The sequence below is a fragment of the Citricoccus sp. genome (assembly GCF_032154715.1).
Classification (GTDB): domain Bacteria; phylum Actinomycetota; class Actinomycetes; order Actinomycetales; family Micrococcaceae; genus Citricoccus.
The window spans coordinates 26,078-52,880 of the sequence record NZ_JALDXU010000010.1 but is presented as its reverse complement, the minus strand read 5'-3'; the positions used below and the strand labels follow the sequence as shown (position 1 = coordinate 52,880).

The following is a 26,803-nucleotide window of genomic DNA, read 5'->3' as shown; positions in this document are numbered from 1 at the left end:
GACATCTGCAGCGTCTCGAGCGCGTCCTCGAGCAACCGGGACCACCCGCCGTCGGGCAGCGCCGGTGGCAGCAGGTCATCCACCAGGCCGGCGAACAGGCCGGCGGTCCGTGCGGAGAACATCCGGGACAGGTCCGGCCCGAGGTGCACGAGCGCGGCGATGGCCAGGACTGCCGTGACCAGCACCGTCCCGCCGGTGCGCCAGCGTCCGCCAGCACGCCGGAGGCCCGCACCCCACCGGTCCACCACGGCTCCGAGCAGGACCAGGGTGAAGATCAGCGTCCAGACCTCGCTGTGACGGGATCCCGAGAAGCTCATGACCAGTTCGAAGCCGAGGCCACCGGCACCCACCATGCCGAGGATCACGGCGGACCGGACGGCGCACTCGAACCGGTAGAAGGCATAGGAGGCCAGGTCCGGCAGGACGACCGGCGCCACGGCATAGAGCAGCGCGGTCCCGCGCCGGGCACCGGATGCCCGCAGCGCCTCGAAGGGGCCGCGGTCGGACTCGTCGATGATCTCGGCGTAGACCTTGGCCGTGATGGCCCCGAACGGTATCGCGATCGCCAGTACTCCCACCAGCGGATCCCGGCCCAGCACGCTGAGCAGCAGCAAGGCCCAGACGGCCTCGTGGATGCCCCGCGGCAGTGCCAGGCCGAGCCGGGTGACCAGCCATCCGGCTCGGCGGGTTGCGCCTCGGGCCCGTGACCGGCCGCGGGAAGGCGAGCCGGCCGCCCACCAGGTCTCCGAGATGAGGACGCCAGCCACCAGGCCCCCGGCCACGGCCAGCAGCGTCCCCAGGATCGCGAAGGAGAGGGTGGTCAGGGTCGCCTCGCCGATCCGGACCAGGAAGTCCGCCGAGAGGTCCGGGGCGAGCGCCGCGGCGAAGAACTCGGCGAACATCGGCCAGCCCCGGGTGTTGACCAGGGGGCCGTCCTCGGCCAACCAACTGCCCACAGACCAGATCAGGACGAGCACCCAGGCGGCGGCCCACCTCCGCCCTCCGCCGCGCCGTCGCCACCGGGCAGGCCGATGGGAGCGCTGGCCGGGTCGCCCGCCGGGATGCCGACCGGACTGACGGCCGGGGCGCCGACCGGGGGCCTCCAGCCGGATCAAGGCCGTCAGTCCGCTGGGGCTCACCGGTCGGGTTCCAGTGCGTAGAGGCTCTCCCGGGCTTGCGCATCCACCTCGGCTGCCGGGAGATCGAGGACCACGCGGCCCTGGCGCAATCCCACCACCCGGTCGCAGTGCCGCACGGCGAGGTCGAAGTCGTGCAGGCTCACCAGCAGGGTCCGGTGCGGCCGGTCGCGGCTGAGCACCCCGCAGAGCAGTCCCATCACCTCGTCGGCGCGGGCCGGGTCCAGGCTGGAGACCGGTTCGTCGGCGAGGACGAGGTCCGGGTCCTGCACCAGAACCCGGGCCAGCGCCACCCGTTGCTGCTGGCCGCCGGAGAGCCGGTCGGTGCGCTCGTGCAGGTGGCCGGCGATGCCGACCCGGTCCAGGGCCTCGCGGGCCTGGTCCACCTGCAGTGGGCGGACCAGGGAGCGCAGGGCCCGCCACCGGCCCCAGCTGCCCAGGCGGCCGGCGTTGACGTTGTGCACCACCCGCAGCGGTCCCACGAGGTTGAGCTGCTGGTGCACGGAGCCGATCCTGCTCCGCAACGCCCTCAACCCACGGGCGGAGGCCCGGCCGGGGTCCGTGCCCAGGACCTGGACCTGACCGGAGGTGGGGGTGACGGTGCCATTGCACAGTCCCAGCAGGGTGGACTTTCCCGCTCCGCTGGGCCCCACCAGGGCCACCCGTTCGCCGGGCTGGATCCGGAGGGTGATCTTGTCCAGGGCAGAACGGCCCCCGTAGGACACGGTGAGGTTCTGCAGAGTCACGGCGGCGGCGGGTTCCGTGCTCGGGTCAGGCATGCGTCATCGGATCAAACCGAGCGTGCGGCCGATCTCCTCGATCCGGTCATGGTCAGACGTGTCCGCCGGGATGATCGCCTCCGCGCCGTAGGCCTCGAGAAGTGCCACCTCTTCCGGGTCGGAGCCGTCGAGGTCCATGAGGGCCTGCCGCAGGTCCTCGGTGAAGCCGTCTCCGAGTCGATCGTCCACGCCCGGGGAGCCGATCCAGTGGTAGTCGGCGTATTCCGGGGTGGTGAAGATCTCCTGGACGGCCTCGGTGTCCACCGTTCCGGCCTCGATCCGGGAGCGCCACACCTGTTCGTTGAGGGCGCCGGCCTCGTAGCTGCCGGACTCCACCAGGTCGATCGTCAGGTCGTGGGAGCCGGAGAATCCGGGTTCGCTGTCGAGATCGGCTGCCGGGTCCACGCCGGCCTGGTCCAGGAAGTAGGACGGCATGAGGCGCCCGGACGTGGAGGACTCGCTGCCGAAGGTGAACCGCGTGTCCGCCAGCTCCGCCAAGCCGGCCACGTCCTCGACCGGTGCGAGGCCGGCGTCGCGATGGGCGATGAAGACGCTGCGGAAGCGCTCGTCGATGTCCCGCTGGGCCAGCACTTCTGCCCCCTCGGTGCGCAACCGTGCCTGGACGCCGGTCAGGCCCCCGTAGAAGACCAGGTCGAGGTCCCCGGTGCCGAAGAGGCTGACGGAGGCGGCGTAGTCATTGACGGGGACGTACTCCACCTCCACGCCCAGCTCCTCGGCGAGATAGGCGGCCATGGCCTCCTCACGCTCGGCGAGGTCGGAGGGGTCCATGTCCGGGATGGCGCTGATGCGCAACGGGCCCGCCTGCTGTTCTTCGGCGGCCCCGGGCCCGTCGGTGCCGGAGGATTCGGTTGGCCCGCCGCAACCGGAGGTGGTCAGTGCCACGGCGAGGCCGAGGCCCGCGACTGACCAGGGGAGACGGCGGTGAGGGGTGCGCATGGTGGCATCCTAGCCAATGGGCCTCGCCGGAATCGGCGCTGGTCGCGGTGACCCGACCCACGGCCCCGGCTGGGTTCCACGGGTAGGGTCGGAGGTGTCCCGTCCTCCTCCGGTGCGGGCCGCCGCGCCAGTGCCGGTGCCGCCCGCCCCCGGAGCCAGCCGAACCAAGGAGCACCATGTCCTCTGACGCGTCGATCGTCGGCAAGAACCTCATGCAGCCCGCCCCCACGCAGCTTCCGGAGGAACCGGAGGTCCTGGCGCGGATCGAGGCGGGCGACCTGCCGGAGGACATCGCCACCCGGTTCCCCAAGTCCTCCCTCGCCTGGGCCCTGATGGCCGAGGACGCCTGGGCCGAGGGGCGCACCATCGACGCCTATGCGTTCGCGAGGGTGGGCTACCACCGTGGCCTGGATTCGCTGCGGGGCGCGGGCTGGCGGGGTGCCGGTCCGGTGCCCTACGCCCACGAGCCGAACCGCGGTTTCCTCCGCTCGCTCTACCTGCTCGGGCAGGCCGCGGCCGCCATCGGGGAGGGCGAAGAGGTCCACCGCATCGAGGCCTTCCTGGTGGACGCCGATCCCACGGCCTCAGAGCAGATCTCCCGGGGCTGAGCCATGATGTCGACTCCCGCCGTCGGTGCCGGCGGCAGCAACGGCCCCGCAGGGGCTGACGCCGTTCTCGTGGGCACCTTCAACACCCCGGGCGCAGATACTCCCGTGCTCGCCAACGCCGGCGGACTCGTGCACACCGCCGGCTGGCCGGACGCCCCGGACGCGGTGGCCGGCGCTGGTCCGGACGCTCCGTCCTGGCTGGTCCGCGGCCGCCCGGGAACGCCGTCTGCGGGCAGGCTGTATGCCGCACTGCACCTGCCCGAGGGGGAGATCGCCGTCCTGTCCCCGTCCGCTGCGCGCGCGGAGGCAACTGCGGAGGTGAACGCCCTAGGCGCCGCCGGTTCCGGCAACGACGTCGGGTGGGTGACCACCCAGCGTGTGCCCACCGGTGGCGCGAACACCTGCCACGCGGACCTCAACCCCGCCGGCACCTGGCTGGCCGCGGCCTCCTACGATTCGGGCACCCTGACGGTGGCCCCCGTCCTCGAGGACGGCCTGGTGGGCCAGCCCGTGGCGGTCCAGGCGCCGGACGGGTCCGGGCCGTTGGCCTCCCGCCAGGAGGCCCCGCACCTGCACTTCGTGCTCTTCCTGGACGACGACCGCCTGCTCGTCACGGACCTGGGCGCCGACCGCATTCTCGAGTACTCCCTCCAGGACATCGTCCGGAACGGGGCGGGGGCTGGCCCCGGTAACACTCCGGACGTGGTCGAGAGTGACTGCACACCGTCCTGGACCCATCTCCTGCCGGCCGGAACCGGTCCCCGTCATCTCGCACTGCTGCCCCCGTTGCCGGAGGCCGGGATCGAGGGGCGGCACCTGGCCGTGGTCGGCGAACTGGACTCACGGCTGCACGTGCTGGACCTGGACGCCACGGCCGAGGGATTCCGTGAGGTCGCCATCGTGCCCACCCACGCCCAGGACCTGGACCCGGGATCCGCCCAGGACAACCTGCCCTCGCACCTGGTGCTCTCCCCGGACGGTGCGCTCATCTACGTGGCCAACCGCGGGCGCGACACCATCGGTGTGATCCGCCGTGCTGGCACCCCCGAACTCGTCGCCGAAGTGGCGTGCGGCGGGAACTGGCCCCGCCACATCGCGCTCGGCCATCCCGGCGGGGCACCCACGCTGCTGGTCGCGCTGGAACGGGGCGACGCCGTCGTCGGGCTCCCACTCGATGCCGACGGCATTCCCGGAGAGGCACAAACCCGGGTCGCCGTGCAGCGACCCGGGTTCGTGCTGCCCGGTTCCTGACGTCCCGGGAGACGCTTTGCGGGCAGAAGTTGGTGGTACGACGCGTACCGCCAACTTCTGCCCGCAAAACTGTCTCTGGGCGTCCCCTCGTGGGGACTAGGACGGGCGGGGGAGGAAGCTCTGCCCGTCCAGATAGGCCTTGCGCCAGCGGCGCACCACGACCTCACGGAACAGGTTGCCCTGCGAGAACGGGTCGCGGGCGATGAAGGCCTCTGCGTCCTCCCGGGTCTCGAGGTCCACCAGGTAGACGCCGCCGTCGGCCTGAGCGCCGTCGTCCGAGAGCTTGGCGCCGCAGGCCAGGAGCAGTTCCGCATTCTCTGACAGGAACTCCAGGTGTTCGGCGTAGCGGTCCTGGCGGACGTGGGCCCGTTCGGGGGCATCGTAGGTTTCGATCAGGAATGGCATGGTGAGTCGAGTCCTTTCGTCCGGTTCTGCCGGTCAGACGGCCAGGAAGCCCCAGAGCAGCACGGCGGCACCGAAGATGACGCCCAGGAACACCAGGATCAGCACCATGTACCCCATCACGTCCCGCAGCTTGAGCCCGGAGATGGCCAGGACCGGCAGGATCCAGAACGGCTGGACCATGTTGGTCCACTGGTCGCCGATCTGCACAGCGACCGCGGTGGCGGCGTTGTTGGCGCCCATCGCCTGGGCGGCCTCCATCATCACCGGGCCCTGAACGGCCCACTGGCCACCGCCGGAGGGGGCGAGCAGGTTGATGATGCCGCCGGAGATGAAGGACCAGAACGGCAGGGTCTCGGCGGTGGAGAAGGTCCCGAACCAGTCGGCGAAGGACACCACGAGGCCGGAGCCCACCAGGATGCCCATGATGCCGGCATAGAACGGGTACTGGATGATGATGCCGGAGACGATCTTGACGCCGTCGTTCACGGCCGCCAGGAAGGCGGAGGGGCGGGCGAACAGAATGATGCCGAGGAACAGGAACATGAAGTTCACCGCATCCAGGTTCAGGGTGCCGCCCTGGAAGAAGTAGTTGAACGCGTAGACGAGGGCGATCAGACCGATGCCGATGCCGATGATCGGGCTGTTGTTCAACTTCGCCGCGAGAGTGGTGCGCTGGTCGAGTTCCTTGATGGGAGCGTCGACGGCGCGGGAGGTGCGGTCCATCTCCTTGATCTTGGCCGGATCCTTCGGGTGGAGTGCCATGTTGAACAGCGGCAGGAACAGGAGCACTGCGAGGTTGGTCAGCAGCAGGTAGGGCGAGAAGATCGTGTCCGCCAGCGGGATGATGCCGACCTGCTCCTGCAGGAAGTGGCCTTCCGTGGCGATCAGCAGCGGCACGGAACCGGACAGGCCGATGCCGTAGACGGCGAAGCCGGAGTAGCCGGCGGCGATCGCCAGCGGGTAGTGCAGGCCCTTCACGTTCATCGCCAGCTTCTGGGCGATGATGCCGCCCATGACGAGGCCGAAGCCCCAGTTCAGCCAGCTGCCGACGCCGCCGACGAGCGTGGCGACGATGATGGCCGTGCGCGGGGAGGAGATCCGGATGGTCAGGGCGTCCAGCAGGCGATCGACCAGCGGGGTCTTGGCCAGGATGTAGCCGGCCAGCAGCACCACGGTCATCTGCATGGTGAAGGCCAGCAGGTCCCAGAACCCGCCACCCCAGTACTCGACGACCTCCAGGGGGGAGGAGCCCTGGGCCAGGATGGCCAAGACCATGGTGAGTCCGGTCAGCATGATCGCGATGACCAGCGGGTCCGGCAGGTACTTGTCCATCAGGTTGGTGAAGAACCCGGCGGTCCGGTCCAGGACGTTGCCCTTCTGGGGCCGTTGCGGACGTTCAGTGGTTGCGGTCATGGTCACTCTTTCGGAGACGATGGGGGGATATTCGGTGCGGAAAGTGCGGAATGGTCAAGGGTTTGCAGCAGGTCGATGAGCCGCTCGTCGCGCCACGCCACCCGGTCCTCCCAGCGCTCCAGGGGGAGCAGGGCACGGCGCTGGCGTTCCACCTCGGCCACGAGCTCGGGGGTCCAGGGATCGTGCTGGCCGCGTTCGGCGCCCATGCGTGCATAGGCCGGGCCCATCTTCTCCGCGTGGGAGGCGACGCCGCCGCGGGTGTTGAGGTCCGAGGTCTCGAAAGGCCCCATGAAGCACCAGCGGCGGCCGAGGCCGTCCCGCATGACCGTGTCGATGTCCTCGACGGTGGCGATCCCGTCCCGCACCAGCGCGTAGGCCTCGCGCAGCACGGCTCCCTGCAGGCGGTTGAAAAGGAAGCCCTCCACCTCCTGGGCCACGGTCACGGGGGACATCCCGGCTCCGGCGTACAGCCGGTGGGCGGTGGCGACGACGGCCGGCCGGGTGAGCGGGGACGGCACCAGCTCGATGACGGGCAGCAGGAACGGCGGATTGCCGGGGTGGGCCACGAGGGTCCGGTCCGCGGAAGGGAGGCCTTCTGAGGTCTGTGACGCAGGGATCGCCGAGGAGGAGCTGGCCAGGACGGACTCCGGGCCGGTGGCGGCGCCGAGTTCGGCGAAGATCGAGCGCTTGACCTCGAGCCGTTCGGGCGCGCATTCCTGGACGAGGGCAGCCCCGGCGACGGCGGCGGGCATCTCAGACTCGACGGTGACGCGGGAGGCGATGGAGTCGACCGGCTCGGTCAACAGGCCGGCCTCGGCCAGGGCGGTGAGCTTCGCGGCCAGTTCCGCGGGCACGGCCTCCCGGCGGCCGGCCTCGGGATCACACACGGTGACCGGATGCCCGGCGCGGGCGAAGACCAGGGCGAAGGCGACGCCGATGGACCCGCCGCCGACGACGGCGATCTTCTCTGGCTGTCCGCTCAGCTCAGACATCGGCACGTCCCACGGTCAGGCCGCCGCAGACGTAGAGGGTCTGACCGGTGACGAAGCCGCTGCGGGTGTCCAGCAGGTAGGACGCGGCGTGGGCCACGTCCTCGGCGGTGCCCATGCGGCGCACGGGCACCGACTCGATGATGGCCCTGGTCTTCGGGGACTCGGCCGGGTTGGCCCGGGTGAACAGGTCCGTCGCGATGGGGCCGGGACCGATTGCGTTGGCGGTGACGCCATGGCGACCCTCCTCCAGGGCCACGACGCGAGTCAGGCCCAGCAGGCCGGCCTTGGTGGCGGCGTAGGCGGCGCGCAGCTCCTTGCCCAGGGCGGCGCGGGAGGACATGTTCACGATCCGGCCGAACCCGGCCTCCCGCATCCCGGGCAGCAGGGCCTGGATGCACTGCAGGGCGCTGCGCAGGTTCAGGGCCACGGCCGCGTCGAACTGGTCCAGGGTCTGGTCCGTGACGGCATTGGGGAACACGGCCCCGACATTGTTCACCAGGCGCGTGATCGGCCCGTCGGCCAGCGCCCGCTCAAGTGCCTGGGCCGTGGAGTCCGGATCGGACAGGTCACCATGGATGGCGTCCTCGCCCTCTCGATCGAGGATGACCGGCTCGTAGCCGTCCTGGCGGCAGCGTTCGGCGATGGCGGCACCGATGCCGTGGGCGCCGCCGGTCACCAGGACGCGTTCACGGCTGACGCGGCCCTCGGGATCCAGGGCACCCATGGCGGAGGCGGGGCGGGAGCTGCTGGCGGTGCCGGCGTGGCCAGCGGTGGTGTTCTCGTTCATGCGGACCTCAAATGGTGGCGATCGGGTTGAGCGGAGAGCCGGAGGCGCCCGGCAGGTTCAGGGGTGGTGCCGTGAGCAGGAAGGCCGTGCGGCTGCAGGCCCGCAGGGCGGCGGCGAGGTCGGTGAGGTACCAGAGCTCCCCGAGCGGGACGCCCAGCTTGAACAGGCAATGCTCATGCAGGGGCAGGATGGAGGCCGGTGCCGGCGCGGGGGTGGCCGGGTAGAGCTCGACGGCATAGTTGTCCGCGGCGATGGCGGCGATGCCGGTGGTGGTGATCCACTCCAGCAGCGCCGGGTCGCGGCCATCGAGGACGGCGCCGTAGTGGTGCAGCACGTCCGGATCGGGATCACCGGCCATCTCGAGCACCCGGGCGGCGAAACCGGTGTGGAAGGTGACGATGTCCCCGGCACGGATCTCGATGCCATCGGCGTCCAGGATGGTGCGGATCTGCTCGAAGCCGATGACCTGGTGGTCCGTGCCGAAGTGATGGGCGAGGTCGATCAGCACGGCGCGGCCCTGGACCGGGTGTGAGGCCACGGTGCCGATGCCGACGGGCCCGAGATCCGCCGTCGTGGGCTGGTGGGGTCCCGGGATCCCACAGTCTGCCGGGTCCGTGGTTCCTCGGACCTCGATCCCGGCGCGGAAGCCGTTGTAGTAGACCGGCTCCGGAACGCCATCGCCGTCGGCATCGAACATCGAGCCCACGTGGGCGAAGGCGTCCCACTGGGTGGAGTACTGGTTGTGCAGGACCACGAGGTCATCACTGAGCACGTCCGAGGAGCCGGGCGAGAGGGGCTCCATGACGCAGTTTGCGCCGGAACGTCCCTGGCGCAGGGTCGGACGCACCACGGGCGGCAGGCGGTTGGCGTTCAGGGCGTGGCCACCGGGGAGGGTCAAAGGCAGCCCGAGGGTGAAGGCCCGTCCCTCGTGGACCTCGGCCAGGCCTTCGGCGACCTTGGCGGGCGTGAGCAGGTTGATGCGGCCCAGGGCGTCATCCGGCCCGAAATAACCCCACGTGGAGGGTTCGGGCCGGTGACGCCAGCGCGGGGACTGCGGCTCGTCCATGTGCGTCCCTTTCGATGAACGGTGCGAGGCGGGTGGTCGTTGGCCGGCGGCCGTGAATTGCCCCACGGTGACCCGTGATGTCACCCACAGGTGTCTATGGTCCCCGCGACTCTCACTTCTGTCCAAGATGGATTCGGGATGGTTTGATGCAGGAACATAATGAGTGAGCCTGACCAGGACAGCGAGGAGGTGACTGCATGGACGTCAAGATGCTCCAGGCGTTCGTGATGCTGGCCGAGGAGCTGCATTTCACCCGCGCGGCCGAGCGGCTCGGGGTGGCTCAGCCTCTCATCAGCCAGTGGATTCAAAAGCTGGAGAGGGAGCTGGGCGAGCCGGTGGTGGGTCGGACCACCCGGGCCGTCACCCTCACCGCCGCCGGGGAGGCTGCTCTGCCGCATGCCCGGCAGGTGGTGGAGTCGGCCCGGTTGATGACCCGCGCCGTCCACCAAGAGGGTGTCCCCCTGCTCGGATCGGTGACGCTGGGGTATGCGGGGGCCTCCTCACGGCCGTGGCTGCCAGGAATCGCCCGGGCCGTCCGGCGTGACGCACCCGGAGTGGACCTCCGCCTGCGCTCCATGGTCTACGCCGGTGCCGCACCCTCGTTGGTGGCAGCAGGAGACCTGGACATTGCCTTCGGGCGACGGCCCCTGACCTACTCCGGCCTCGAGGACCGGGTCTTCGAGTATGAGCGGGTGCTGGTGGGGGTGTCCTCGGATCATCGGCTGGCCGAACAGGAGCAGATCGACATCCGCGAGCTGGCCTCCGAGCCGTGGGTCATGTTCCCGGCACAGCAGGGTTCCAGTGTTCGGGACATGGGCTTGCGCCTGGCCAACCGCGCCGGTTTCACCCCGCGTCTGGTTCAGGAGGCCCCCGATTCCTACACGATCCTGGGATTGGTGGCCGCCGGCGTCGGGGTCACCCTCACGATCTCCTCCGTGGACCATGTGGAGACCCCCGGACTGGTGCTGCGGCCCTTGGCCGGACCAGCCCGGTACCTGACGGCCACACTGCTCCACCGGAAGAAGTCGAACCGGGCCACCGAGGCCGCCCTGGAGGTGCTCGCCGCGCTGCACCCCGAGCCCGAGCGTCCGGACGGCATCGTCCTGGACTGAACGGCCCGGCGTCGTACCCGAGGGTGGTGCCGCCGGACGTGTCCGGCGGGCCGTCTATAGTGACAACGGCCGAACGCCCGGCGATCTCAGCCCCAGCGCAACCACCGCATGATGCGCCGTACGAAGGAGTGACGATGCTGTTTCTGGCACGGATGGACGTGACCTTCCCCGAGTCGATGACCGAGGAGGCCAAGGCCGACTTCCAGGTCAAGGAGAAGGAGTACTCCGGCACTCTGCAGCGCCAGGGCAGGATGCGGGACATCTGGCGCGTGGTCGGCGAATACGCCAATTACTCCGTCTACGACGTGGCGGACAACGACGAACTGCACACCATCCTCAGCGGCTTCCCCATGTACCCCTACATGGACATCACGGTGACCCCGCTGGCGAAGCACCCGAACGCGATCACGTAAGGCACCGAACCGGCACTAGACTTCTCGATCGTGGCCAAGCTCTACTTCCGCTACGGGGCGATGAACTCCGGCAAGTCGACCGGACTCCTCCAGGCCGCGTTCAACTACGAGGAGCGCGGGCAGCGGGTGCTGCTGGCGAAGCCGCAGGTGGACTCGAAGGGTGAGGACCAGATCGTCTCCCGGCTGGGTGTCACCCGGGAGGCCGACTTCCTGATCCCGCCCGGAGCCGACCTGATGGCGCTGTTCAGCCAGGAGGCCCGGGGGGATGACCCTACCGCCCTGCTCACCCACGTAGACGCCGAGGTTAAGCCCGTCGCGTGCCTCCTCGTGGACGAGGCCCAGTTCCTCGAGCCCGCCCAGGTGGACGACCTGCTGCGGATCGCCGTGCTCGAGGGCGTGCCCGTGATGGCCTACGGCATCCGCACGGACTTCCGCACGGCCTCCTTCCCCGGTTCGGCCCGGCTCATGGAGGTGGCGCACTCCCTCGAGGAGCTCAAGACCATCTGCCGGTGCGGGCGCAAGGCCATCTTCAACACCCGCAAGGTGGTGGACACGGTGGCGGGGCCCGACGCCGGCCCGGCCACCGGTGCGCGTGAGTCCCGGCGCGAACGCTTCGTCTTCGAGGGCGATCAGGTGGCGATCGACGGCGTGGAGGTCACCTACGAGTCCCTCTGCGGGGTCTGCTACCTTCAGGAGTCCGGCGGACGGCTCGGCGCGGGGTGACGACGCTGCTCCGCGGCCCCGCGTGGCCCCGCGAGCGGAGGCCGCTGAGGCTGCTGATGGTCTACAGGGAGACGATCAGCAGGGTCCCGGCGAACACGAGCCCGGAGGCGATGAGCACCACGGTGGTGTAGCCGAGGATGTCCCGCATCTTCAGCCCGGCGATCGCCAGCAGGGGGATGGCCCAGAACGGCTGGATCATGTTTGTCCACTGGTCGCCGTAGGACACGGCCATGATGGTGATCGCGGGGTCCACACCGAGATCGGCGCCGGCGCCGAGCATGATGGGGCCCTGCACCGCGAACTGGCCCCCACCGGAGGGAACGAAGAAGTTCACCAGGCCGGCGGCCAGGAAGGCGAGCAGGCCGAAGGTCACCGGGTTGGAGATGGACACGACGGCGTCCGAGAACACTTCGATCAGACCAGATTCCGTCATCATGCCCAGGATGCCCGCGTAGAGCGGGAACTGCAGCAGGATCTCGCCCACGTTGGAGGCGGCGTTCTTGGTCAGGTGGATCAGCTCGAAGGGATTGCGCACCAGCAGCAGGATCAGGGCGAGGAAGGACCAGTTCACGGTGTCCAGGGTCAGTGTGCCGCCCTGGGCGAAGTGCAGCACCAGGTAGGCCACCAGCATCAGGCCCAGCAGCAGGGTCGGCAGCCGGCTGGCGTCCACGCGGTCGGCCGGGGTCACGACCTCCTCCTGGCCGTCGCGGGACTGCTCGCGGGCGTCCTGGGTCAGCTCCACGACCCGGTCACCGCGGCGCGGGGCGACCAGGAACAGGGCCAGGGCCACCACGAGGATCGTCACCACGGCGGCGATCATGTTCCAGGAGGAGAACACGGTCTCGCTGATCGGCACCGGCTGCCCGCCCAGGGATTCCATGAGGAAGGACCCCTCGGTGGCGGCGGTCAGGGGACCGGAGGCCGAGTAGCCCATGTGCCAGACCACGAATCCGGCGAACCCGGCGGCCACCAGCATGGGGAAGTGCAGCTTCAGGCCACGCTCGCGCCCCTGGTAGGCGACCTCCCGGGCCAGTAGGCCGCCGACCACCAGGCCCAGCCCCCAGGTGATGAGGCTGGCCACGGCGGCCACGACGAAGACGAACACGTAGGCCGCGAGTTCCGTGCGGGGGACCGAGCCCAGGAAGGCCAGCGCGCGGCGGACCGGTCCGGTGTTGGCCAGGATGTGCCCGAGCAGCAGGATCAGCGCCATCTGGGTGATGAAGTCGAGCAGTCCGGCCAGGCCGTCGCCCCAGTAGACCACGAGGTCGCCGGGGCCGGTGCCGGTCAGGATCAGCGCCAGGATCGCGACGATGAAGGTCAGGACGATCGAGAAGACCAGGGCGGACGGGATGAACCGTTCCACCACGTGGTTGACGGGTCGCATGGCGCGGGAGAGCGGGGTGCCCTCCTTGCGGGGTGGCGTTTCAGTGGTTCCCGGGGTGCTGGGCATGCCGATGGCTCCTGAAGGTGCGGGGCCCGCGCGATCCGGTGCGATGGTGGCGCTGGGAGGCCCCTGGGCGAAGGTGACGTGCACCACCATAGACAGGCGTGACAGGGGTGTGGCGGAACCCGGCGGCGTTTCACCCTTAACACCGGGGGCGTGCAGGGGTGAGGATCGGACCATGTTGACCATCGCGGCCCTCGAAGACGACATCGTGGTCCACCTGCCTGCCCCGAGGGTGTGGGAACTGCTCACGGATTGGGCCGCCGCGCCGGCGTGGCTCCCCGAGGTCGATCAGATGCACGTCAACGGGCCGACGGGCCCAGGCCAGGAGCTCTCCTATGCGACCGGCGGCCACCGGCGCCAGTACACGCTGGCCACCTATGAACCCGGGCACGGGCTGACCATGGTCTCCGGTGCCGACGATGCGGACGTGCGCGTGGAATACGGTTACCTCCTGCTGCCCGACGCCGGCTTCTCCCGGGTGCATCTGCGCATCGCCGAGCGCGCCGCGGAGGAGTTGCGCGAGGAGGCGCTCGGCCTGGCCGCCGCGCTCGCCGACGCGGATGCCGGACAGCTCGAGTCGCTGCGTGACTACGCGGAGAAGGCGCCTTGAGTGCTCGGCCCCACCGAGCCGTCAGCTCAGCTGGGGCGCTCGACCGAAGTGGGCGGCCTGGATGAGGTCTTCCACCAAGGCCAGCAAGAACGAGCTCTCGACCGGCCAGAGCAGTACCCGGTCCTGCCCCGTGACCGGATCGGGGACCAGGCCCACCCGGTACGTGCCGCGCTGAGGGGTGGTGAGCACCGTCGTCTCGGGGAAGCCGTCGGCGCCGTCCGCGTCAGCCTCGATCCGCCACACCCACCACGGCTGGTCCCACAGGGCCGTCAGGGCGGGGTCCGCTCCGGCGGGCGGTGACGTCGGCCCCGCCAGCCGCGCGTCGTAGGCCGCGGGTTCGATCAGAGCCGGGGTCGGCAGGAGGTTCCAGGCGGGGGAGGGTCCCGCCCACGCGAGCAGCCGAGCGGAGAGTTCGGAGAGTGGGACCATGCCCACGTGCAGGTGCTCGGGTCCGGGGGCCTCCCAGGGCCCGCCGAGGACCCGTTCGCCGAAGCCCGGCTGCGAGACCATGAGGGCCACATCGGAGAGGCCGAACACCTGGACGAGGTGGTCGCCGCTCCCGGCGGTACCCGTCAGGCGTAGGCGGAACGCCGACTCCAGCAAGGTGGCGGAGAGGAGGTCTCCGACCTCGGTCAGGCGGCCGTCCTCCACCAGCCCAGTGTCCTCGAGTTCCGCCACCGAACGGTCGCGTTCCAGCCTCCCGAGGCGTCCGTGGCCGGCGGCCCCGAGTTCCTGGAGCCGCTCGACCGCCGCCGGGGTCAGCCAGTCGCCTCCACGGTCCATGCCGTCAGGGCGTTGCCACGGCGTGAGGTCCTCGACGGGGAGGTCGAAGGCGGCCGAGGCGGTGGCGTCATACCCGGGTTCAGCCGTGACCGGTGCCGAGGGCGGGGCCATACCGGCCGGCGCGGGCTCCACGCTGCGGGCCATCGTCTCGAGGTCCGCGGTGAGGAAGAGCCGGTCCTGGACCGCGCAGGTGGTCGATATCTGGACCGCCCAGCCGTCCATCAGCACCAGGTGGTCCACGCCGGAGACCAGCCGTCCGTTGTCCGCGCGGTGGAGGTACTCGATGCGGCGGGACTGCAGGGAGGTGTCCGTCTCGATGCCCAGGTGATCCTGCGGCCGGTCCTCGGGACGGCGCTCCCAGCCGCCGACGTCGACGATCCGGCAGTCCCGGAGGGTGGAGGTCAGCCCCGTCAGTGCCTTGACGCTGAACTCACGGACGCTGCCCTCGAAGGGGTTGACCGTGACCACGATCGAGGGACGAAACGTGTCCTCGTCCACCGGCAGGGTGGCGATCAGCTCGATCTCCGGGCGCACCGATTCCGGGACCCAGTGCGGCGCCGGGCGGAACTGCAGGATGCCGAGGTAGCCGAGGGTCGGCGTCGGTGCGGAGGGGGTCATGGGTGCTCTTTCCGATTCGAGATTCGAGGGCAGATCCGTGGTCAACGGCCGTCGGGGACGCGCAACGGGGTGTCGTACTGGCCGCCTCGGTCCACCCAGTCTCGATGCCAGGCCGGGGTGAGGAAGCGAGGCCACCAGAAGTTCAGCACGACCGTGATGACGAGGAACGGGAAGAGCAGCGAGAAGCCGGGTACGCTGCTGGTCCAGCCCGGTCGGAAGTAGTCGATCCAGAGGCTGACCCACAGCATGATCCAGGTGATCCCGATCCACCCGATGTGCAGGGGGAACATGTTGTACCGCGTGGTGGACCAGGTGGACTTCGGCTGCCGGGCCCAGTTGCGGTATCTGCCGGTCCACGCCAGCCAACCCGGGATGAGGCCGGCTAATCCGGGGATCACCGTGATGGCGAGGAAGAACAGGTGTTCCTGCAAGGGGGTCATCCGGCTCCTCGGTTCGGTTCCGTCCACCGTATCCGCTGTGGGACCACGGGACCGAACTCAGTCGAAGGGGTTGAGGGAGGACAGGAACGCCTTGCCGGCGGCGGCACCCTTCTCCAGCACATTGCCGTCCGTGTGCCGGAACTCGTTGATGGCCTGACCCACGCTGTTGCCCACCTTCCCGCCGACGAAGCCACCGATGAAGTTTCCGGCCACGCCGCCGATCGCGGCACCCACGCCGGGGATGGGGATGAGGGCCTGCCCCACGGCGGCCCCGGCAACCTGCCCCACGCGGGCCCCGACGAGGGCGCCAGCCGTCTCGGCACCCGCCACGACCCCCGCATCCACGGCGGCCGTCCGCTGGTGTTCGGCCTCGCTGGCGTCCGGATTGCGCATCAGGGACTCGTTGTAGGAGCTGCCGTACTCGCCGGTGAACGTCAGGGCCGCGCCGCCGACCAGCAGGACCCTCCCGAGCGCGGGGTTCCCGGCGATCCTCTCGACAGTGCGCAGGCGGCTCGTCAGGGCGGTGACCGAGGTCGGAGTCCCGCTGGGAGGCCGCCCGTTCCCGGTGGTGAGCTGCACGCGGAAGGTGCCCCGGCCGCCGTCGACGGTCAGCTTGGTGTTCGTCAGGAAGGGATAGCGGGCCACCAAGGCACCGAGCGGGGTCTTCGGGTCGAGGTCGCGCAGCATGGCACCGGAGGTGTTGTTGCTCAAGCGGTTCCCGCCCGTGGCGGCGTCGTTGAGCCGGTTGAGGTAGCTCTGGGGGACACCGAGCTGTCCCAGGGTGGCCGAGGAGAGCCGGGAGGTCTGCCAGTTCCCGGGCTTGCCCGTCAGGGTCTGGTAGTGCTGGGCGTCGAACTGGAAGTAGAGCTTGCCGTCCCGGGTGCGCAGGCTCAGTGCGCCGGCGCCGCCGGACGCCGCGGTGTTCTGGGAGGCGCCGATGGCCAGCATGGCGTCGGAGAGGTTGGCGTTGACGGTCACACCGGAGGTGGGGTTGAGGCCCTTGAGGGCGTTGGCGCAGGTCTGGACCGCGGTGTCATAGTCCTCGGCCACGGCATTCACGCGGGTCTGGATGCCGGCGCCGGCATCGGCGTAGTCGTCCGGGCGGTCGGCCTCCGGCATCGAGTTGTGCGTGGCGGCGTCGGCTTTGGCGTCCGTGTAGCGGTTCCGAAGCCCCTCGATGTCCTCGGAGAAGTCCTCCAGGGCCGTGGCGGCCTCGTCCGTGAGCGTCTCATAGGCATCCGCGTACGGCTTCATCACGTCCACGAACGCCGTGTACACCCGGTCGCTGTGGGGTGTGATCAAGCGCCCGTCGCTGAGCTGGGTCCAGATCTCGGCCGCATCCGCGTAGTGACCGCTGACCGTGGTCCCCAGGGAGCGGACGCTCCTCGCCGCGGGATCGATCGTCCCGGAAGAGGGCAATCGGGTGGGCAGTTGGCTGGTGTCGACGGCCATGGCTATCCCTCCGCCTGGGGGCCTGCGGCGGGGGCCTCGGGGATGGTGTAGATGTCCGCCTCGGCGTCCGCGGCCATGGTCAGATCGGCGTTCACGATCGCGTTGATGAGCTCGGACGTCGAGGAGCAGATGTTGCTCCCTGAGCCGGCCACGGCCTGGAGGAGGGGATCGGCCACCTGTTGCAGCAGGTCGTCGATCGCGGAGCCGATCTCCAGATGGTCGCACGCCGTGGCTGCGGTTTCGAAGCGGGTGGCCATGGTGGGGGCAAACTCGGCGATCTCATCGATCTCCGACGTGGCCGTGCGCACGGTGGACCGCGCCGGCTCCTCGTCAACGTGCCAGTTCGTCATGAGACCTCCCCGCTCCAGAGTCCTGGGAACCTTGGTGGCTCCGCCGACAGCCTAGGCGGATGGCGGAGGCGGGGCGATGGGGAGAAGTCCCCATGGGCACTGACTGGTAAACTCCGGTTGTAAGGCCCTCGTGTGATGCACCGCACGGCAGAGAACCGTGGGAGCGGTCACCGGGGGCGTTTTCCATGTCGAGGGCCGGACGGGACCGCCGCAAGTACGGTTGCCGCGGCCTGCTCAGGAGAGATGCATTCATGCCAGCAATCGCGATCGTCGGCGCCCAGTGGGGCGACGAGGGCAAGGGTAAGGCCACCGATCTGCTGGGCGGCCGCGTGGACTACGTGGTCAAGCCCAACGGCGGCAACAATGCCGGACACACCGTCGTCGTCGGCGGTGAGAAGTTCGAACTCAAGCTGCTGCCGGCCGGCATCCTGTCTCCGAACGCCGTCCCGGTGATCGGCAACGGCGTGGTGGTCAACCTCGAGGCCCTGTTCGAGGAGATCGATGGGCTCGAGGCCCGCGGTCAGCGCTGCGACCACCTGAAGATCTCGGCCAACGCGCACCTGGTGGCCCCGTATCACCAGACCATGGACAAGGTCACCGAGCGCTTCCTCGGCAAGCGCGCGATCGGCACCACGGGCCGCGGCATCGGCCCCGCCTACATGGACAAGGTTGGCCGCCTGGGCGTGCGCGTCCAGGACGTGTTCGACGAGTCGATCCTGCGCCAGAAGATCGAGGGCGCCCTGCGCCAGAAGAACGAGTTGCTGGTCAAGCTGTACAACCGCCGGGCGATCACCGTGGACGAGATCGCCGAGTACTTCCTGTCCTACGCCGAGCGGCTGCGGCCCATGGTCGTGGACTCCACCATCCTCCTCAACGACGCCCTCGACGACGGCAAGGTCGTCCTGATGGAGGGTGGCCAGGCCACCTACCTGGATGTGGACCACGGCACCTATCCGTTCGTGACGTCCTCCAACCCGACGGCCGGCGGCGCCTCGGTGGGCGCCGGGATCGGCCCGACCCGCTTCACCCGCACGATCGGCATCGTCAAGGCCTATACCACCCGGGTGGGCGCCGGCCCGTTCCCCACCGAACTCTTCGACGAGGACGGCCTGGGCACGCGCCTGCGCACCGTGGGCGGCGAGTTCGGCGTGAACACCGGCCGCCCGCGCCGCACCGGCTGGTACGACGCGGTCATGGCCCGCTACGCCACCCGTATCAACGGTTTCACCGACTACTTCCTCACCAAGCTGGACGTCCTCACCGGTATCGAGCAGATCCCGGTGTGCGTGGCCTATGACGTGGACGGCGTGCGGCATGACGAGATGCCCATGACGCAGACCGCGTTCCACCACGCCCAGCCGATCTTCGAGTACTTCGAGGGCTGGACCGAGGACATCTCCGGTGCCCGGGCCATGGAGGACCTGCCGGCCAACGCCCGCGACTACGTGCTGGCCCTCGAGAAGATGTCCGGCACGCGCATGTCCGCGATCGGCGTCGGTCCGGGCCGCGACCAGGTGGTCCAGGTCCGCGACCTCATCGAGGATTGACCAGCTCCGCCACGAAGCCGTCCGGGCGGACCAGCAGTGCCGTTCCGTCCGGCAGCCCGGCCTCCGGGGCCGCCCGGAACCCGTACACCGGCAGGCCCGACGCCGTCCCGTCCCGCCCCGCGGCCCGGTCCCGGTGGCGGTCGGCCAGGCCCCGCGCCAACGGAACGGCGGCCGGACCGTAGGCATGCACCTGCCACTCGGCCATGGTGAGCGCCTCATGGTTGTCCCCGTGCCCGTCTCCGCCGGGCACGGGACCGGTCTGGCCGGCGTCGGGAACCCAGGGAAGGCGGCGGCCCAGGACCGTGCCGCGGTGCCGCCGCCGTTGACCGGTGCCGTCCGGCTCCGCCCCGGGCATCCGGTAGTGGATCCGGATCTGGGCGAGATAGCCGAACATCCGCCCGCCCAGGGGAAGCCGCGGTACCACTCGCAGGAGGACCGGTGCGACGACGGGGAACACCCGCGTCCGTGCCAGGCGTGCCAGGGGTGACAGGGAGGTGACGGCGCCGAACACCACGTCGGTGGTCCGGACCAGGTTCAGGGCCACCGGGCGGCGCTCGGCCTCATAGCGGCCGAGAACGTCCTCCGGTTCCCGGCCGGCGAGGACGTCGGCGATGGTGCAGACGAGGTTCTGCGCGTCCTGCAGTCCCGTGTTCATCCCCTGCGCCCCCACGGGGGAGTGGATGTGGGCGGCATCCCCCGCCAGGAACACCCTGCCGGCCCGGAAGGTGGCTGCCACGCGGTGATGCACCCGGTAGGTGCTGGACCAGTCGGTGCCGGTGTACCGGACGCCGAATTCCGCGGCCAGCGACTCGCGCGCGCGCGCCTCATCGCGGGCATCGGCGGCGGGGGATCCGCCCAGAGGACCGTCATCGGGGCCGTTTGCCGGGTCGTCGTCCGGACGGGCATCCTGACCGGGGTCCGCCGGGGTCGAGTCCTCGGCGCGCAGGATCCCCAGGAGGCGTGCGCGCCGGCCGCCCCGGCCGTCGTCGCCCAGGGGGAAGGCCAGCATGAAGTGCTCGCGGGAGGCGCGCAGGGTGATGCCGGACTCGGTGCCGGTGACTCCGTGGGCGTCCAGCACGTAGAACTCGAACCGGTTGGTGGCTCCCTCGAAGGCGATGCCCAGGGCGCGCCGGACCGCTGACGAGGCGCCGTCGGCGCCCACCACGAACCGCGCCTGGACCCGGACAGGCCCCTCGGGAGAGTCCAGTCCGACGGTGACGGTTGCGCCGGGTCCTGCCGCCCGGGGGTCGGTGATGAAGGACCGGAACGAGGTGCCCCAGGCGACCGGCCGATGCCGATCCCGGAGGTGGCCGGCCAGCAATTCCTCGTTCGCGCTCTGCTCGAAGATGGTGATCCCCGGAAAGGGCGTCAGCCGCTGGCCCAACCGGTCCAGCCGCAAGGTGCCCAGTGTTCGGTGGCGGAAGCCCGGGCTGACGGAGGCCGCCGGGGTTGCGCCGTCCAGCACGGACTGCGCCAGGCCGAGCTGACGGTAGACCTCGAGGGAGCGGGCCTGCACGGCCAGCGCGCGGGACTCCCGGGTGGGGCCGGTCTTGCCGTCCACCACAAGGGACTGGAGGCCCAGCTTCGCACACCAGGCGCCGGCCATCAGCCCCGTCGGTCCTGCGCCGACCACCAGGACGTCGGTGGAGACCCGGCGTCCGGGACCGTGGTCAGGGGCGGCGGACATGGCCTCAGGTTAGGCTGGGCGGACTGTTTCACACCATGCGAGGAGGACGGTCACATGAGGATCAGCGTCGGACAATTCCGCCCCACGGGTGTGGTCGCCGAGAACGTGGCGACGCTGCGGCGCCTGGCGGAATCAGCGAAGGACGACGGCGCCGAACTGGTGCTGTTCCCCGAGGAGTCCATGTTCACCGTGCGGCACGTGGACGGTCCGCTGGCCGAGGCCGTCGACGCCGGCTGGTCCGCTTTCGTCTCCGAGGTCACCCGGATCGCCGCGGACCTGTCTGTCGCGGTGGTGGCCGGCGGGTACGAGCCTTCGGGCACCGAGCGTCCCTACAACACGGTGGTGGCCGTGGACGCCACGGGCAAGATCCTGGGGACCTACCGCAAGCTGCACCTCTACGACGCCTTCAAGTACAAGGAATCGGACCGCATCACCGCCGGAGACCGGGGCACCCTGATGGTGGAACTGGGCGGCCTGAGGTTCGGCATCATGACGTGCTACGACCTGCGCTTCCCGGAGGTGGCGCGGTCGCTGGCCGTGGCGGGGGCGGACGTCGTGCTGGTTCCGGCCGCCTGGTTCAAGGGCGACTACAAGATCGAGCACTGGCAGCTGCTGCTCAAGGCGCGCGCGGTGGAGAACACCGTGTGGATCGTGGCCGCGGGCACGCGCAGTGACAACACCGTGGGCCACTCGGCCATCATCGACCCGCTGGCCGTACCCGTGGCCTTCCTCGGTGAGGAGGGCGAGGCGGTCGAGACCGCCGACGTCACCCGTGAGCGCATCGATGAGGTGCGCTCGTTCCTGCCCGTGCTGGCCAACCGCCGCACCGACGTGGACCAGTTGGGGTCCGTCGGCTCCTAGGCCGAGCCGGCATTGACAGCAACCTCCCAGCTGATGCCCGGACGATTCTCACGTCAGGTTCCTATGGTGGAACCACCTCATCAAGGTGCGAGTGATGACAGAGGGCCCCGGGCCCGGCAGATGGCGTTCCCCTCACGCCGCCGGACAACCCGGGGCCCTGCCATGTCCGCCGGCCCCTCGGGGCCGGTCCCGTGACCAGCGAACGCACAGGCGCCGTGGGGTTCCTCCCCATCTGGGATGCCTACTCTGGAAGAGCCTCATCAAGGTGCGAGTGATGACAGGGACCCCGGGTCCGGTTCGCCTCACGGCGTCCGGTAGCCCGGGGTCTCGTCATGTGCGGGGTCTTGCGCCTTCTGTACTTAGTGTTACTATTTACCGGTAGATAGCAACACTACATACCGAGGCCCAGGAGGCTCTGTTGAGCAGCCAGATGACGGAGATGCTGAAGGGAACGCTGGAGGGCATCGTGCTGCAGATCCTGTCCGGACAGCCGGCCTATGGCTACGAGATCACGGCTCGGTTGCGGGCGAACGGCTTCACTGACATCGCTGAGGGCACCGTCTATGCCCTGCTCATCCGGATCGAGAAGCGCGGCCTCGTCGATGTGGAGCGGCGCCCGTCGGAAAAGGGCCCGCCGCGCAAGGTGTACTCCCTCAATGCCCTCGGGCAGGACTACCTCAAGGAGTTCTGGAGGACTTGGAGCTTCCTCTCGGAACATCTCGATCAGCTCCGCAACGGAGGTTCACGATGACTGGATGGGTAGAGAAGTTCGTCGGCCATGCCGGTGACAAGCGCCGGTGGAAGCAATACAAAGCGCGAGCCAAGGCCCTGCCGCGCGGATACCGCGAGGCGCAGCAGGCGCTTGAGCGGTACCTGACCACGTATGGGGCGATCACCCAGGGCGGGACCTTTGTGACGATGCTCGAGGACCTCGTGGAACTCCTCGAACAGGCCGCCGCCGAGGGGACGGCGCTCCGGGAGATCGTGGGGGAGGACCCCGTGGCCTTCGCCGAGGACTTCCTGACCAATTACGCCGAGGACCAGTGGATCAGCAAGGAGCGGTCGCGCCTCACCGAGGCCATCGATCGTGCGGCGGGTGCGTCATGACCGGTGCGACGGCGGTCCGCCGGTCGGTTCCGGCACCCGCGATCCACGTACGGGACCTGGAGAAGTCCTACGGGAAGAATCAGGTGCTGCGCGGCGTCGACTTCGACGTGGAGCGGGGGAGTGTCTTCGCCCTCCTGGGGTCTAATGGCGCGGGAAAGACCACAGCCATCCGGATCCTCTCCACGCTGATGCACCCCACGGTCGGGACCGCCACCGTCAACGGTTTCGAGGTCGGTCGGCAGCCGGGTCGGGTGCGCGAGTCGATCAGTCTGACCGGTCAGTTCTCCGCTGTGGACGAGATGCTCACCGGCCGCGAGAACCTGATCCTCGTGGCCCGGCTGCGGCACGTGTCCCACCCCGGAGCACGGGCCGATGACCTGCTGAAACGCTTCTCGTTGACCGACGCCGGAGGGCGACGGGCCGGAGAGTATTCCGGAGGCATGCGCCGGCGGCTCGACATCGCCATGAGCCTGATCGGGAACCCACCGGTGCTCTTCCTGGACGAACCCACCACGGGTCTGGACCCGGAGGCGCGACTCGAGGTGTGGCGGGCCATCCGGGAACTCACGGAGCACGGCACCACGGTCTTGCTCACCACCCAGTACCTCGATGAGGCCGAGCAGCTCGCCGACCGCATCGCCGTCCTCCATCACGGGCGCATCATCGCCAACGGGACCCTGGCCGAGCTCAAGCGGCTCCTTCCGCCAGCGACGGTCGAGTACGTGGAGAAGCAACCCACCCTGGAGCAGATCTTCCTGGCCCTGATCGGCAGTCCGGCCCCGGGCGCCGCCGAGAAACCCGGCGACCGCCGCCCCCGTTCGAGTGAGAATGCCGGTGACCTGTCATGAGCGGACACTTTGTCTCTGATACCGGAGTCCTCCTGGGCCGGTCCCTGCGCCACATCGCCCGCAGCCCGGACACCATCATCACCACGGCGGTCATGCCGATCGCCATGATGCTGCTGTTCGTCTATGTCTTCGGAGGGGCCATCAGCACCGGGGTCGAGTCCTACGTGGACTACCTGCTACCGGGGATTCTGACCATCACCATCGCCATGGGAATCTCCTACACGGCGTACCGGCTCTTCCTGGACCTGCAGGGTGGCATTGTCGAACGCTTTCAGTCGATGCCGATCGCGCGGTCCGCGGTGCTGTGGGCGCACGTCCTCACCTCGGTGGTGGCCACGATCCTGTCCCTGACGATCGTGGTGGGCGTGGCCCTGCTCATGGGTTTCCGATCGGAGGCAGGGGTGCTCGAGTGGCTTGCCGTCGCCGGGATCCTGGTGCTGCTGACGCTGGCCCTGACCTGGGTGGCCGTCATCGCGGGCCTGAGTGCCCGGACCGTGGACGGGGCGAGTGCGTTCTCCTATCCGCTCATCCTGCTGCCCTTCGTCAGCTCGGCCTTCGTGCCGACGGAGTCCATGCCCGGGCCGGTGCGGGCCTTTGCCGAGCACCAGCCCGTGACGTCCATCGTCAACACGGTCCGCCACCTGTTCAGCGGTCAACCCGTGGGGGTGGAGATCTGGATCGCCCTGGCCTGGTGTCTGGGCATCTTGGGACTCGGATACGCCTTCAGCGTGCTGGTCTACCGGCGCCGCGTCGGTTAGATACCCACGGCGGCAGCGCTCCGGGGTAGGTCCCAGGCTTCTCACAGGCTGCGTGGGGTGCGAACACAAGTTCGTTTCCTATGCTGAAAGCACCTCATCATGGTGCGAGTGATGAAGGTGCGAGTGATGACAGGGACCCCGGGTCCGGCAGATGCGATTCCCCTCCGCAGCCGGTAGCCCGGGGTCTCACTCGTACAAGGATGGGGTGCAGCAGACCATGCCACGGAGAAGAGATGATGAAGTTCAAGGACCTGGCTAGCAAGGCCCAATCATTCGCGAACAGCCCGCAGGGCCGGAAGATGATCCATCAGGCCACGAGCGCGCTCCATCGGCGTGGCGGTGGAAAGAGTCCCGGTGCGGGCCGGGCGTCCGGCATCGACCGAGTGATGGATGCCGCGCGCCGGTTCACCGGTGGTTCCGGCGGCCAGTCCGGCGATGGCGGTATGGGCGGGCCCAGCCAGCCACCACGGCCCTGAGCCGGTCCGGCGGGCATCCCTGCCCCTCGAAGAAAACGGTGGCCCAGTCGATGGAGGTCCGCAGTCAACCCCGTCATAGGCCAACGTCTGTTGAGGACCCGCACCGCCCTAGCGGTCCAGTTGCTGGCGCCTCGAGGAGATGACCCCCGTGTTGAAGCCGGCCAGGTTCAGGCCGCCGTGGAAGCGGGCGTGCTCGATCTTCACGCAGCGGTCCATGACCATGTTCATCCCGGCCGATTCTGCTGCGTGGGCGGCATCCTCGTTCCAGATGCCCAGCTGCAGCCAGACGGTCTTCGCGCCGATCGCGCGGGACTCCTCCACGATGCCGGGGGTGTCCTCGGCCTTGCGGAAGACCTCCACCAGGTCCGGCACCACGGGCAGGTCGGCCAGCGAGGCGTAGACCCGGTGGCCGAGGATCTCGGTGCCCTTCTCGGCGAGGATGGGGTTGATGAAGTACAGATCGAAGGTCGTCGAGCTGTTCAGGTAGGTTGCCACGAAGTAGGACGCGCGGGCCGGCTTGTCCGAGGCGCCGACGATGGCGATGGACTTCGCCTCGCGCAGCAGGCGCAGCCGCTCGGGGGCGGACGGGCCGGTCCAGTTGCGGTCAGGCAGTGCGGTGCTCATCTGTCGGTCTCCTTCACGGTTTCGGTCGAGTCGGCCATCGGGGCGTTGCCGGAGGGGTCGAGAGGCACGGCCGTGGCGGCCGGCTCGGAGGGCTCCGTCTCAGTTTCGCCGTCAGCTGGCCCGTTCATGGCGGCCTCGAGGGCCTGGTCCAGATCCCAGAGGATGTCCTCCACGTCCTCGATACCCACGGACAGACGGATCAGATCCTCCGGGACACCGGCGGAGACGAGCTGCTCGGCGCTCAGCTGCTGGTGCGTGGTGGAGGCGGGGTGCAGGACGAGGGTCTTGGCGTCGCCGATGTTGGCCAGGTGACTGGCCAACTGGAGGTGCGAGATGAAGGAGGCGCCGGCGTCGCGCCCGCCCTTGACCCCGAAGCTGAACACGGAGCCCACACCCAGGGGTAGCAACTCCTGGCCGCGCTCGTGATGCGGGTGCGAGGGCAGGCCGGCGAAGTTCACCCAGGAGATCCGGTCGTCCGCCTCGAGCCACTCGGCGACCCGCTGGGCGTTGGCCAGGTGGGCGTCCATGCGCTGGGCGAGGGTCTCCAGCCCGATCATCAGCTGCTGGGCGGAGGCCGGCGGCAGCGCGGGGCCGAAATCGCGCAACTGTTCGGAGCGCAGCTTGGTCAGGAAGCCGTACTCGCCGAAGTTGCCCCACCAGGAGACGCCGCCGTACGAGGGGACGGGCTCGGTCATGGCCGGGAACTTGCCGTTGTCCCACGGGAACAGCCCGGATTCGACGACGACGCCGCCCAGGGTGGTGCCGTGGCCGCCGAGGAACTTGGTGGCGGAGTGGATGACGATGTCCGCGCCGTGCTCGAAGGGACGGATCAGGTACGGCGGGGTCAGGGTGGCGTCCACGATCAGCGGCACCCCGGCGGCGTGGGCCACGCGGGCCAGGCCGGGCAGGTCCACGATGTCCCCGGAGGGATTGGCCACGATCTCCGTGTAGACGGCCTTCGTGTTCGGCTTGATGGCGGCCTCGAAATCCGCCGCCTCCATCGAGTCCACGAAGGTGGTCTCCACACCGAAGCGGCGCAGCGAGACGTCCAACTGGGTGATGGTGCCGCCGTAGAGCTTCGACGAGGCCACGATGTGGTCTCCCACGCCGGCCAGGGCGGCGAAGGTGACGAACTCCGCGGACATGCCGGACGCCGTCGCCACCGCACCGATGCCCCCCTCCAGCGCCGCCATCCGCTCCTCGAAGGCGGCGACCGTGGGGTTGCCGATGCGGGAGTAGATGTTGCCGTACTTCTGCAGGGCGAAGAGGTTCGCGGCGTCCTGGGCGGACTCGAAGACGTAGGAGGTGGTCTGGTGGATCGGCACGGCGCGGGAGCCGTGCACGGCATCAGGGACGGCGCCGGCATGCAGCGCGCGGGTACGGAAGCCGAACTGGTGTTCTGCCACGAAGATCCTTCCAGCGGGTACGGGGGCGGGGTGCGGTGCGCCAGGGCGGTGACTGGCGCAACGGTCCCGTTGCGTTCATTGTTCCCGACGCCGGCCCTTTCCCCTTAACTGGGGGTCGAAAGATGACCTGGGGCCGACCTTGACATT

The 26,803-nt window shown here is 69.5% G+C and carries 28 protein-coding genes; 12 read left to right on the top strand and 16 right to left on the bottom strand.

The features are described 5' to 3' along the window. The 3 genes from RUH65_RS03490 to RUH65_RS03480 form a co-directional block, all read right to left on the bottom strand. A partial coding sequence (locus RUH65_RS03490) for an ABC transporter permease subunit (protein WP_313815812.1) occupies nucleotides 1-977 on the bottom strand: 977 nt, incomplete at its 3' end. Nucleotides 978-1,135: 158 nt separating this feature from the next. Further along, nucleotides 1,136-1,915, bottom strand: a complete 780-nt coding sequence (locus tag RUH65_RS03485) for a phosphonate ABC transporter ATP-binding protein (RefSeq protein WP_313815811.1) — start codon at nucleotides 1,913-1,915, stop codon at nucleotides 1,136-1,138. A 3-nt stretch (nucleotides 1,916-1,918) separates the two neighbouring features. Then, a complete protein-coding gene (locus tag RUH65_RS03480) occupies nucleotides 1,919-2,872 on the bottom strand; it encodes a putative selenate ABC transporter substrate-binding protein (protein ID WP_313815810.1) in 954 nt (317 codons plus the stop codon). A gap of 176 nt (nucleotides 2,873-3,048) precedes the next feature. Here RUH65_RS03480 and RUH65_RS03475 point away from each other — a divergent pair, with 176 nt between their 5' ends. Together RUH65_RS03475 and RUH65_RS03470 are read left to right on the top strand one after the other, a co-directional pair. After that, a complete protein-coding gene (locus RUH65_RS03475; RefSeq protein ID WP_313815809.1) occupies nucleotides 3,049-3,480 on the top strand; it encodes a DUF3151 domain-containing protein in 432 nt (143 codons plus the stop codon). Between the two features lie 3 nt (nucleotides 3,481-3,483). Next, the gene (locus RUH65_RS03470) at nucleotides 3,484-4,731 is read left to right on the top strand and encodes a beta-propeller fold lactonase family protein (RefSeq protein ID WP_313815808.1); all 1,248 of its coding nucleotides are present in this window, start codon (nucleotides 3,484-3,486) and stop codon (nucleotides 4,729-4,731) included. Between the two features lie 96 nt (nucleotides 4,732-4,827). On the opposite strand, the gene RUH65_RS03465 is transcribed toward RUH65_RS03470, so the two are convergent. Genes RUH65_RS03465 through RUH65_RS03445 form a run of 5 tightly spaced genes read right to left on the bottom strand, consistent with a single transcriptional unit; the run spans nucleotide 4,828 to nucleotide 9,394 of the window. Continuing rightward, on the bottom strand, nucleotides 4,828-5,136 hold the full coding sequence (locus RUH65_RS03465) for a YciI family protein (protein WP_313815807.1): 309 nt from the start codon (nucleotides 5,134-5,136) through the stop codon (nucleotides 4,828-4,830). A gap of 33 nt (nucleotides 5,137-5,169) precedes the next feature. Further along, a complete protein-coding gene (locus RUH65_RS03460) occupies nucleotides 5,170-6,549 on the bottom strand; it encodes a TIGR00366 family protein (protein WP_313815806.1) in 1,380 nt (459 codons plus the stop codon). A gap of 2 nt (nucleotides 6,550-6,551) precedes the next feature. Continuing rightward, nucleotides 6,552-7,541: a 3-hydroxyacyl-CoA dehydrogenase gene (locus RUH65_RS03455; RefSeq protein WP_313815805.1), complete on the bottom strand. Its 990-nt coding sequence runs from the start codon at nucleotides 7,539-7,541 to the stop codon at nucleotides 6,552-6,554. Next, nucleotides 7,534-8,328 (bottom strand): SDR family oxidoreductase, encoded by a 795-nt coding sequence (locus tag RUH65_RS03450; protein WP_313815804.1) that lies wholly within the window; start codon nucleotides 8,326-8,328, stop codon nucleotides 7,534-7,536. The genes RUH65_RS03455 and RUH65_RS03450 overlap by 8 nt, the downstream gene beginning before the upstream one ends. Before the next feature lie 7 nt (nucleotides 8,329-8,335). Then, entirely contained in the window at nucleotides 8,336-9,394 is a 1,059-nt protein-coding gene (locus RUH65_RS03445; protein WP_313815803.1) for a cyclase family protein, read from the bottom strand. 197 nt (nucleotides 9,395-9,591) lie between these two features. On the opposite strand from RUH65_RS03445, the gene RUH65_RS03440 reads away from it, so the two are divergent. The 3 genes from RUH65_RS03440 to RUH65_RS03430 all read left to right on the top strand — a co-directional run bounded on the left by RUH65_RS03440 (nucleotide 9,592) and on the right by RUH65_RS03430 (nucleotide 11,642). Further along, entirely contained in the window at nucleotides 9,592-10,506 is a 915-nt protein-coding gene (locus tag RUH65_RS03440; RefSeq protein WP_313815802.1) for a LysR family transcriptional regulator, read from the top strand. Between the two features lie 134 nt (nucleotides 10,507-10,640). Then, entirely contained in the window at nucleotides 10,641-10,919 is a 279-nt protein-coding gene (catC, locus tag RUH65_RS03435) for a muconolactone Delta-isomerase (RefSeq protein WP_313815801.1), read from the top strand. Between the two features lie 30 nt (nucleotides 10,920-10,949). After that, nucleotides 10,950-11,642 carry a thymidine kinase gene (locus RUH65_RS03430; protein ID WP_313815800.1) on the top strand — a complete coding sequence of 231 codons (693 nt, stop codon included), beginning with the start codon at nucleotides 10,950-10,952 and terminating at the stop codon, nucleotides 11,640-11,642. Between the two features lie 61 nt (nucleotides 11,643-11,703). Here RUH65_RS03430 and RUH65_RS03425 read toward each other — a convergent pair whose 3' ends face one another. Continuing rightward, the gene (locus RUH65_RS03425) at nucleotides 11,704-13,092 is read right to left on the bottom strand and encodes a short-chain fatty acid transporter (protein WP_396179523.1); all 1,389 of its coding nucleotides are present in this window, start codon (nucleotides 13,090-13,092) and stop codon (nucleotides 11,704-11,706) included. A 172-nt stretch (nucleotides 13,093-13,264) separates the two neighbouring features. Here RUH65_RS03425 and RUH65_RS03420 point away from each other — a divergent pair, with 172 nt between their 5' ends. Next, nucleotides 13,265-13,699, top strand: a complete 435-nt coding sequence (locus RUH65_RS03420) for an SRPBCC family protein (protein ID WP_313815799.1) — start codon at nucleotides 13,265-13,267, stop codon at nucleotides 13,697-13,699. 21 nt (nucleotides 13,700-13,720) lie between these two features. On the opposite strand, the gene RUH65_RS03415 is transcribed toward RUH65_RS03420, so the two are convergent. Genes RUH65_RS03415 through RUH65_RS03400 form a run of 4 tightly spaced genes read right to left on the bottom strand, consistent with a single transcriptional unit; the run spans nucleotide 13,721 to nucleotide 17,342 of the window. Next, nucleotides 13,721-15,100 (bottom strand): hypothetical protein, encoded by a 1,380-nt coding sequence (locus RUH65_RS03415; protein WP_313815798.1) that lies wholly within the window; start codon nucleotides 15,098-15,100, stop codon nucleotides 13,721-13,723. Nucleotides 15,101-15,141: 41 nt separating this feature from the next. Next, nucleotides 15,142-15,540 (bottom strand): hypothetical protein, encoded by a 399-nt coding sequence (locus RUH65_RS03410; RefSeq protein WP_313815797.1) that lies wholly within the window; start codon nucleotides 15,538-15,540, stop codon nucleotides 15,142-15,144. Between the two features lie 57 nt (nucleotides 15,541-15,597). Beyond that, nucleotides 15,598-16,992: a hypothetical protein gene (locus RUH65_RS03405; RefSeq protein WP_313815796.1), complete on the bottom strand. Its 1,395-nt coding sequence runs from the start codon at nucleotides 16,990-16,992 to the stop codon at nucleotides 15,598-15,600. A 2-nt stretch (nucleotides 16,993-16,994) separates the two neighbouring features. After that, complete coding sequence (locus tag RUH65_RS03400; protein ID WP_313815795.1) at nucleotides 16,995-17,342, bottom strand: DUF6507 family protein; 348 nt, start codon at nucleotides 17,340-17,342, stop codon at nucleotides 16,995-16,997. Between the two features lie 251 nt (nucleotides 17,343-17,593). Here RUH65_RS03400 and RUH65_RS03395 point away from each other — a divergent pair, with 251 nt between their 5' ends. Beyond that, entirely contained in the window at nucleotides 17,594-18,889 is a 1,296-nt protein-coding gene (locus RUH65_RS03395; protein ID WP_313815794.1) for an adenylosuccinate synthase, read from the top strand. On the opposite strand, the gene RUH65_RS03390 is transcribed toward RUH65_RS03395, so the two are convergent. Then, on the bottom strand, nucleotides 18,876-20,576 hold the full coding sequence (locus tag RUH65_RS03390) for an FAD-dependent monooxygenase (RefSeq protein ID WP_313815793.1): 1,701 nt from the start codon (nucleotides 20,574-20,576) through the stop codon (nucleotides 18,876-18,878). The genes RUH65_RS03395 and RUH65_RS03390 overlap by 14 nt on opposite strands. 54 nt (nucleotides 20,577-20,630) lie before the next feature. Between RUH65_RS03390 and RUH65_RS03385 the strand changes: the two genes are divergently transcribed. The 5 genes from RUH65_RS03385 to RUH65_RS03365 all read left to right on the top strand — a co-directional run bounded on the left by RUH65_RS03385 (nucleotide 20,631) and on the right by RUH65_RS03365 (nucleotide 24,150). Next, on the top strand, nucleotides 20,631-21,437 hold the full coding sequence (locus RUH65_RS03385) for a carbon-nitrogen hydrolase family protein (protein ID WP_313815792.1): 807 nt from the start codon (nucleotides 20,631-20,633) through the stop codon (nucleotides 21,435-21,437). A 418-nt stretch (nucleotides 21,438-21,855) separates the two neighbouring features. Beyond that, nucleotides 21,856-22,188, top strand: a complete 333-nt coding sequence (locus RUH65_RS03380) for a PadR family transcriptional regulator (protein ID WP_313815791.1) — start codon at nucleotides 21,856-21,858, stop codon at nucleotides 22,186-22,188. Then, a complete protein-coding gene (locus RUH65_RS03375; protein ID WP_313815790.1) occupies nucleotides 22,185-22,544 on the top strand; it encodes a DUF1048 domain-containing protein in 360 nt (119 codons plus the stop codon). The genes RUH65_RS03380 and RUH65_RS03375 overlap by 4 nt, the downstream gene beginning before the upstream one ends. Continuing rightward, nucleotides 22,541-23,392 (top strand): ATP-binding cassette domain-containing protein, encoded by an 852-nt coding sequence (locus RUH65_RS03370; RefSeq protein ID WP_313815789.1) that lies wholly within the window; start codon nucleotides 22,541-22,543, stop codon nucleotides 23,390-23,392. Before RUH65_RS03375 ends, RUH65_RS03370 begins: the two co-directional genes overlap by 4 nt. Further along, a complete protein-coding gene (locus RUH65_RS03365; RefSeq protein ID WP_313815788.1) occupies nucleotides 23,389-24,150 on the top strand; it encodes an ABC transporter permease in 762 nt (253 codons plus the stop codon). The genes RUH65_RS03370 and RUH65_RS03365 overlap by 4 nt, the downstream gene beginning before the upstream one ends. 584 nt (nucleotides 24,151-24,734) lie before the next feature. Here the strand turns inward: RUH65_RS03365 and RUH65_RS03360 are convergent. Both RUH65_RS03360 and RUH65_RS03355 read right to left on the bottom strand, forming a co-directional pair. After that, nucleotides 24,735-25,250, bottom strand: coding sequence for a CoA-binding protein (locus RUH65_RS03360; protein ID WP_313815787.1), 516 nt, complete (start codon nucleotides 25,248-25,250; stop codon nucleotides 24,735-24,737). Continuing rightward, on the bottom strand, nucleotides 25,247-26,656 hold the full coding sequence (locus RUH65_RS03355) for an O-acetylhomoserine aminocarboxypropyltransferase/cysteine synthase family protein (protein WP_313815786.1): 1,410 nt from the start codon (nucleotides 26,654-26,656) through the stop codon (nucleotides 25,247-25,249). Before RUH65_RS03355 ends, RUH65_RS03360 begins: the two co-directional genes overlap by 4 nt. Between the last annotated feature and the right edge of the window lie 147 nt (nucleotides 26,657-26,803).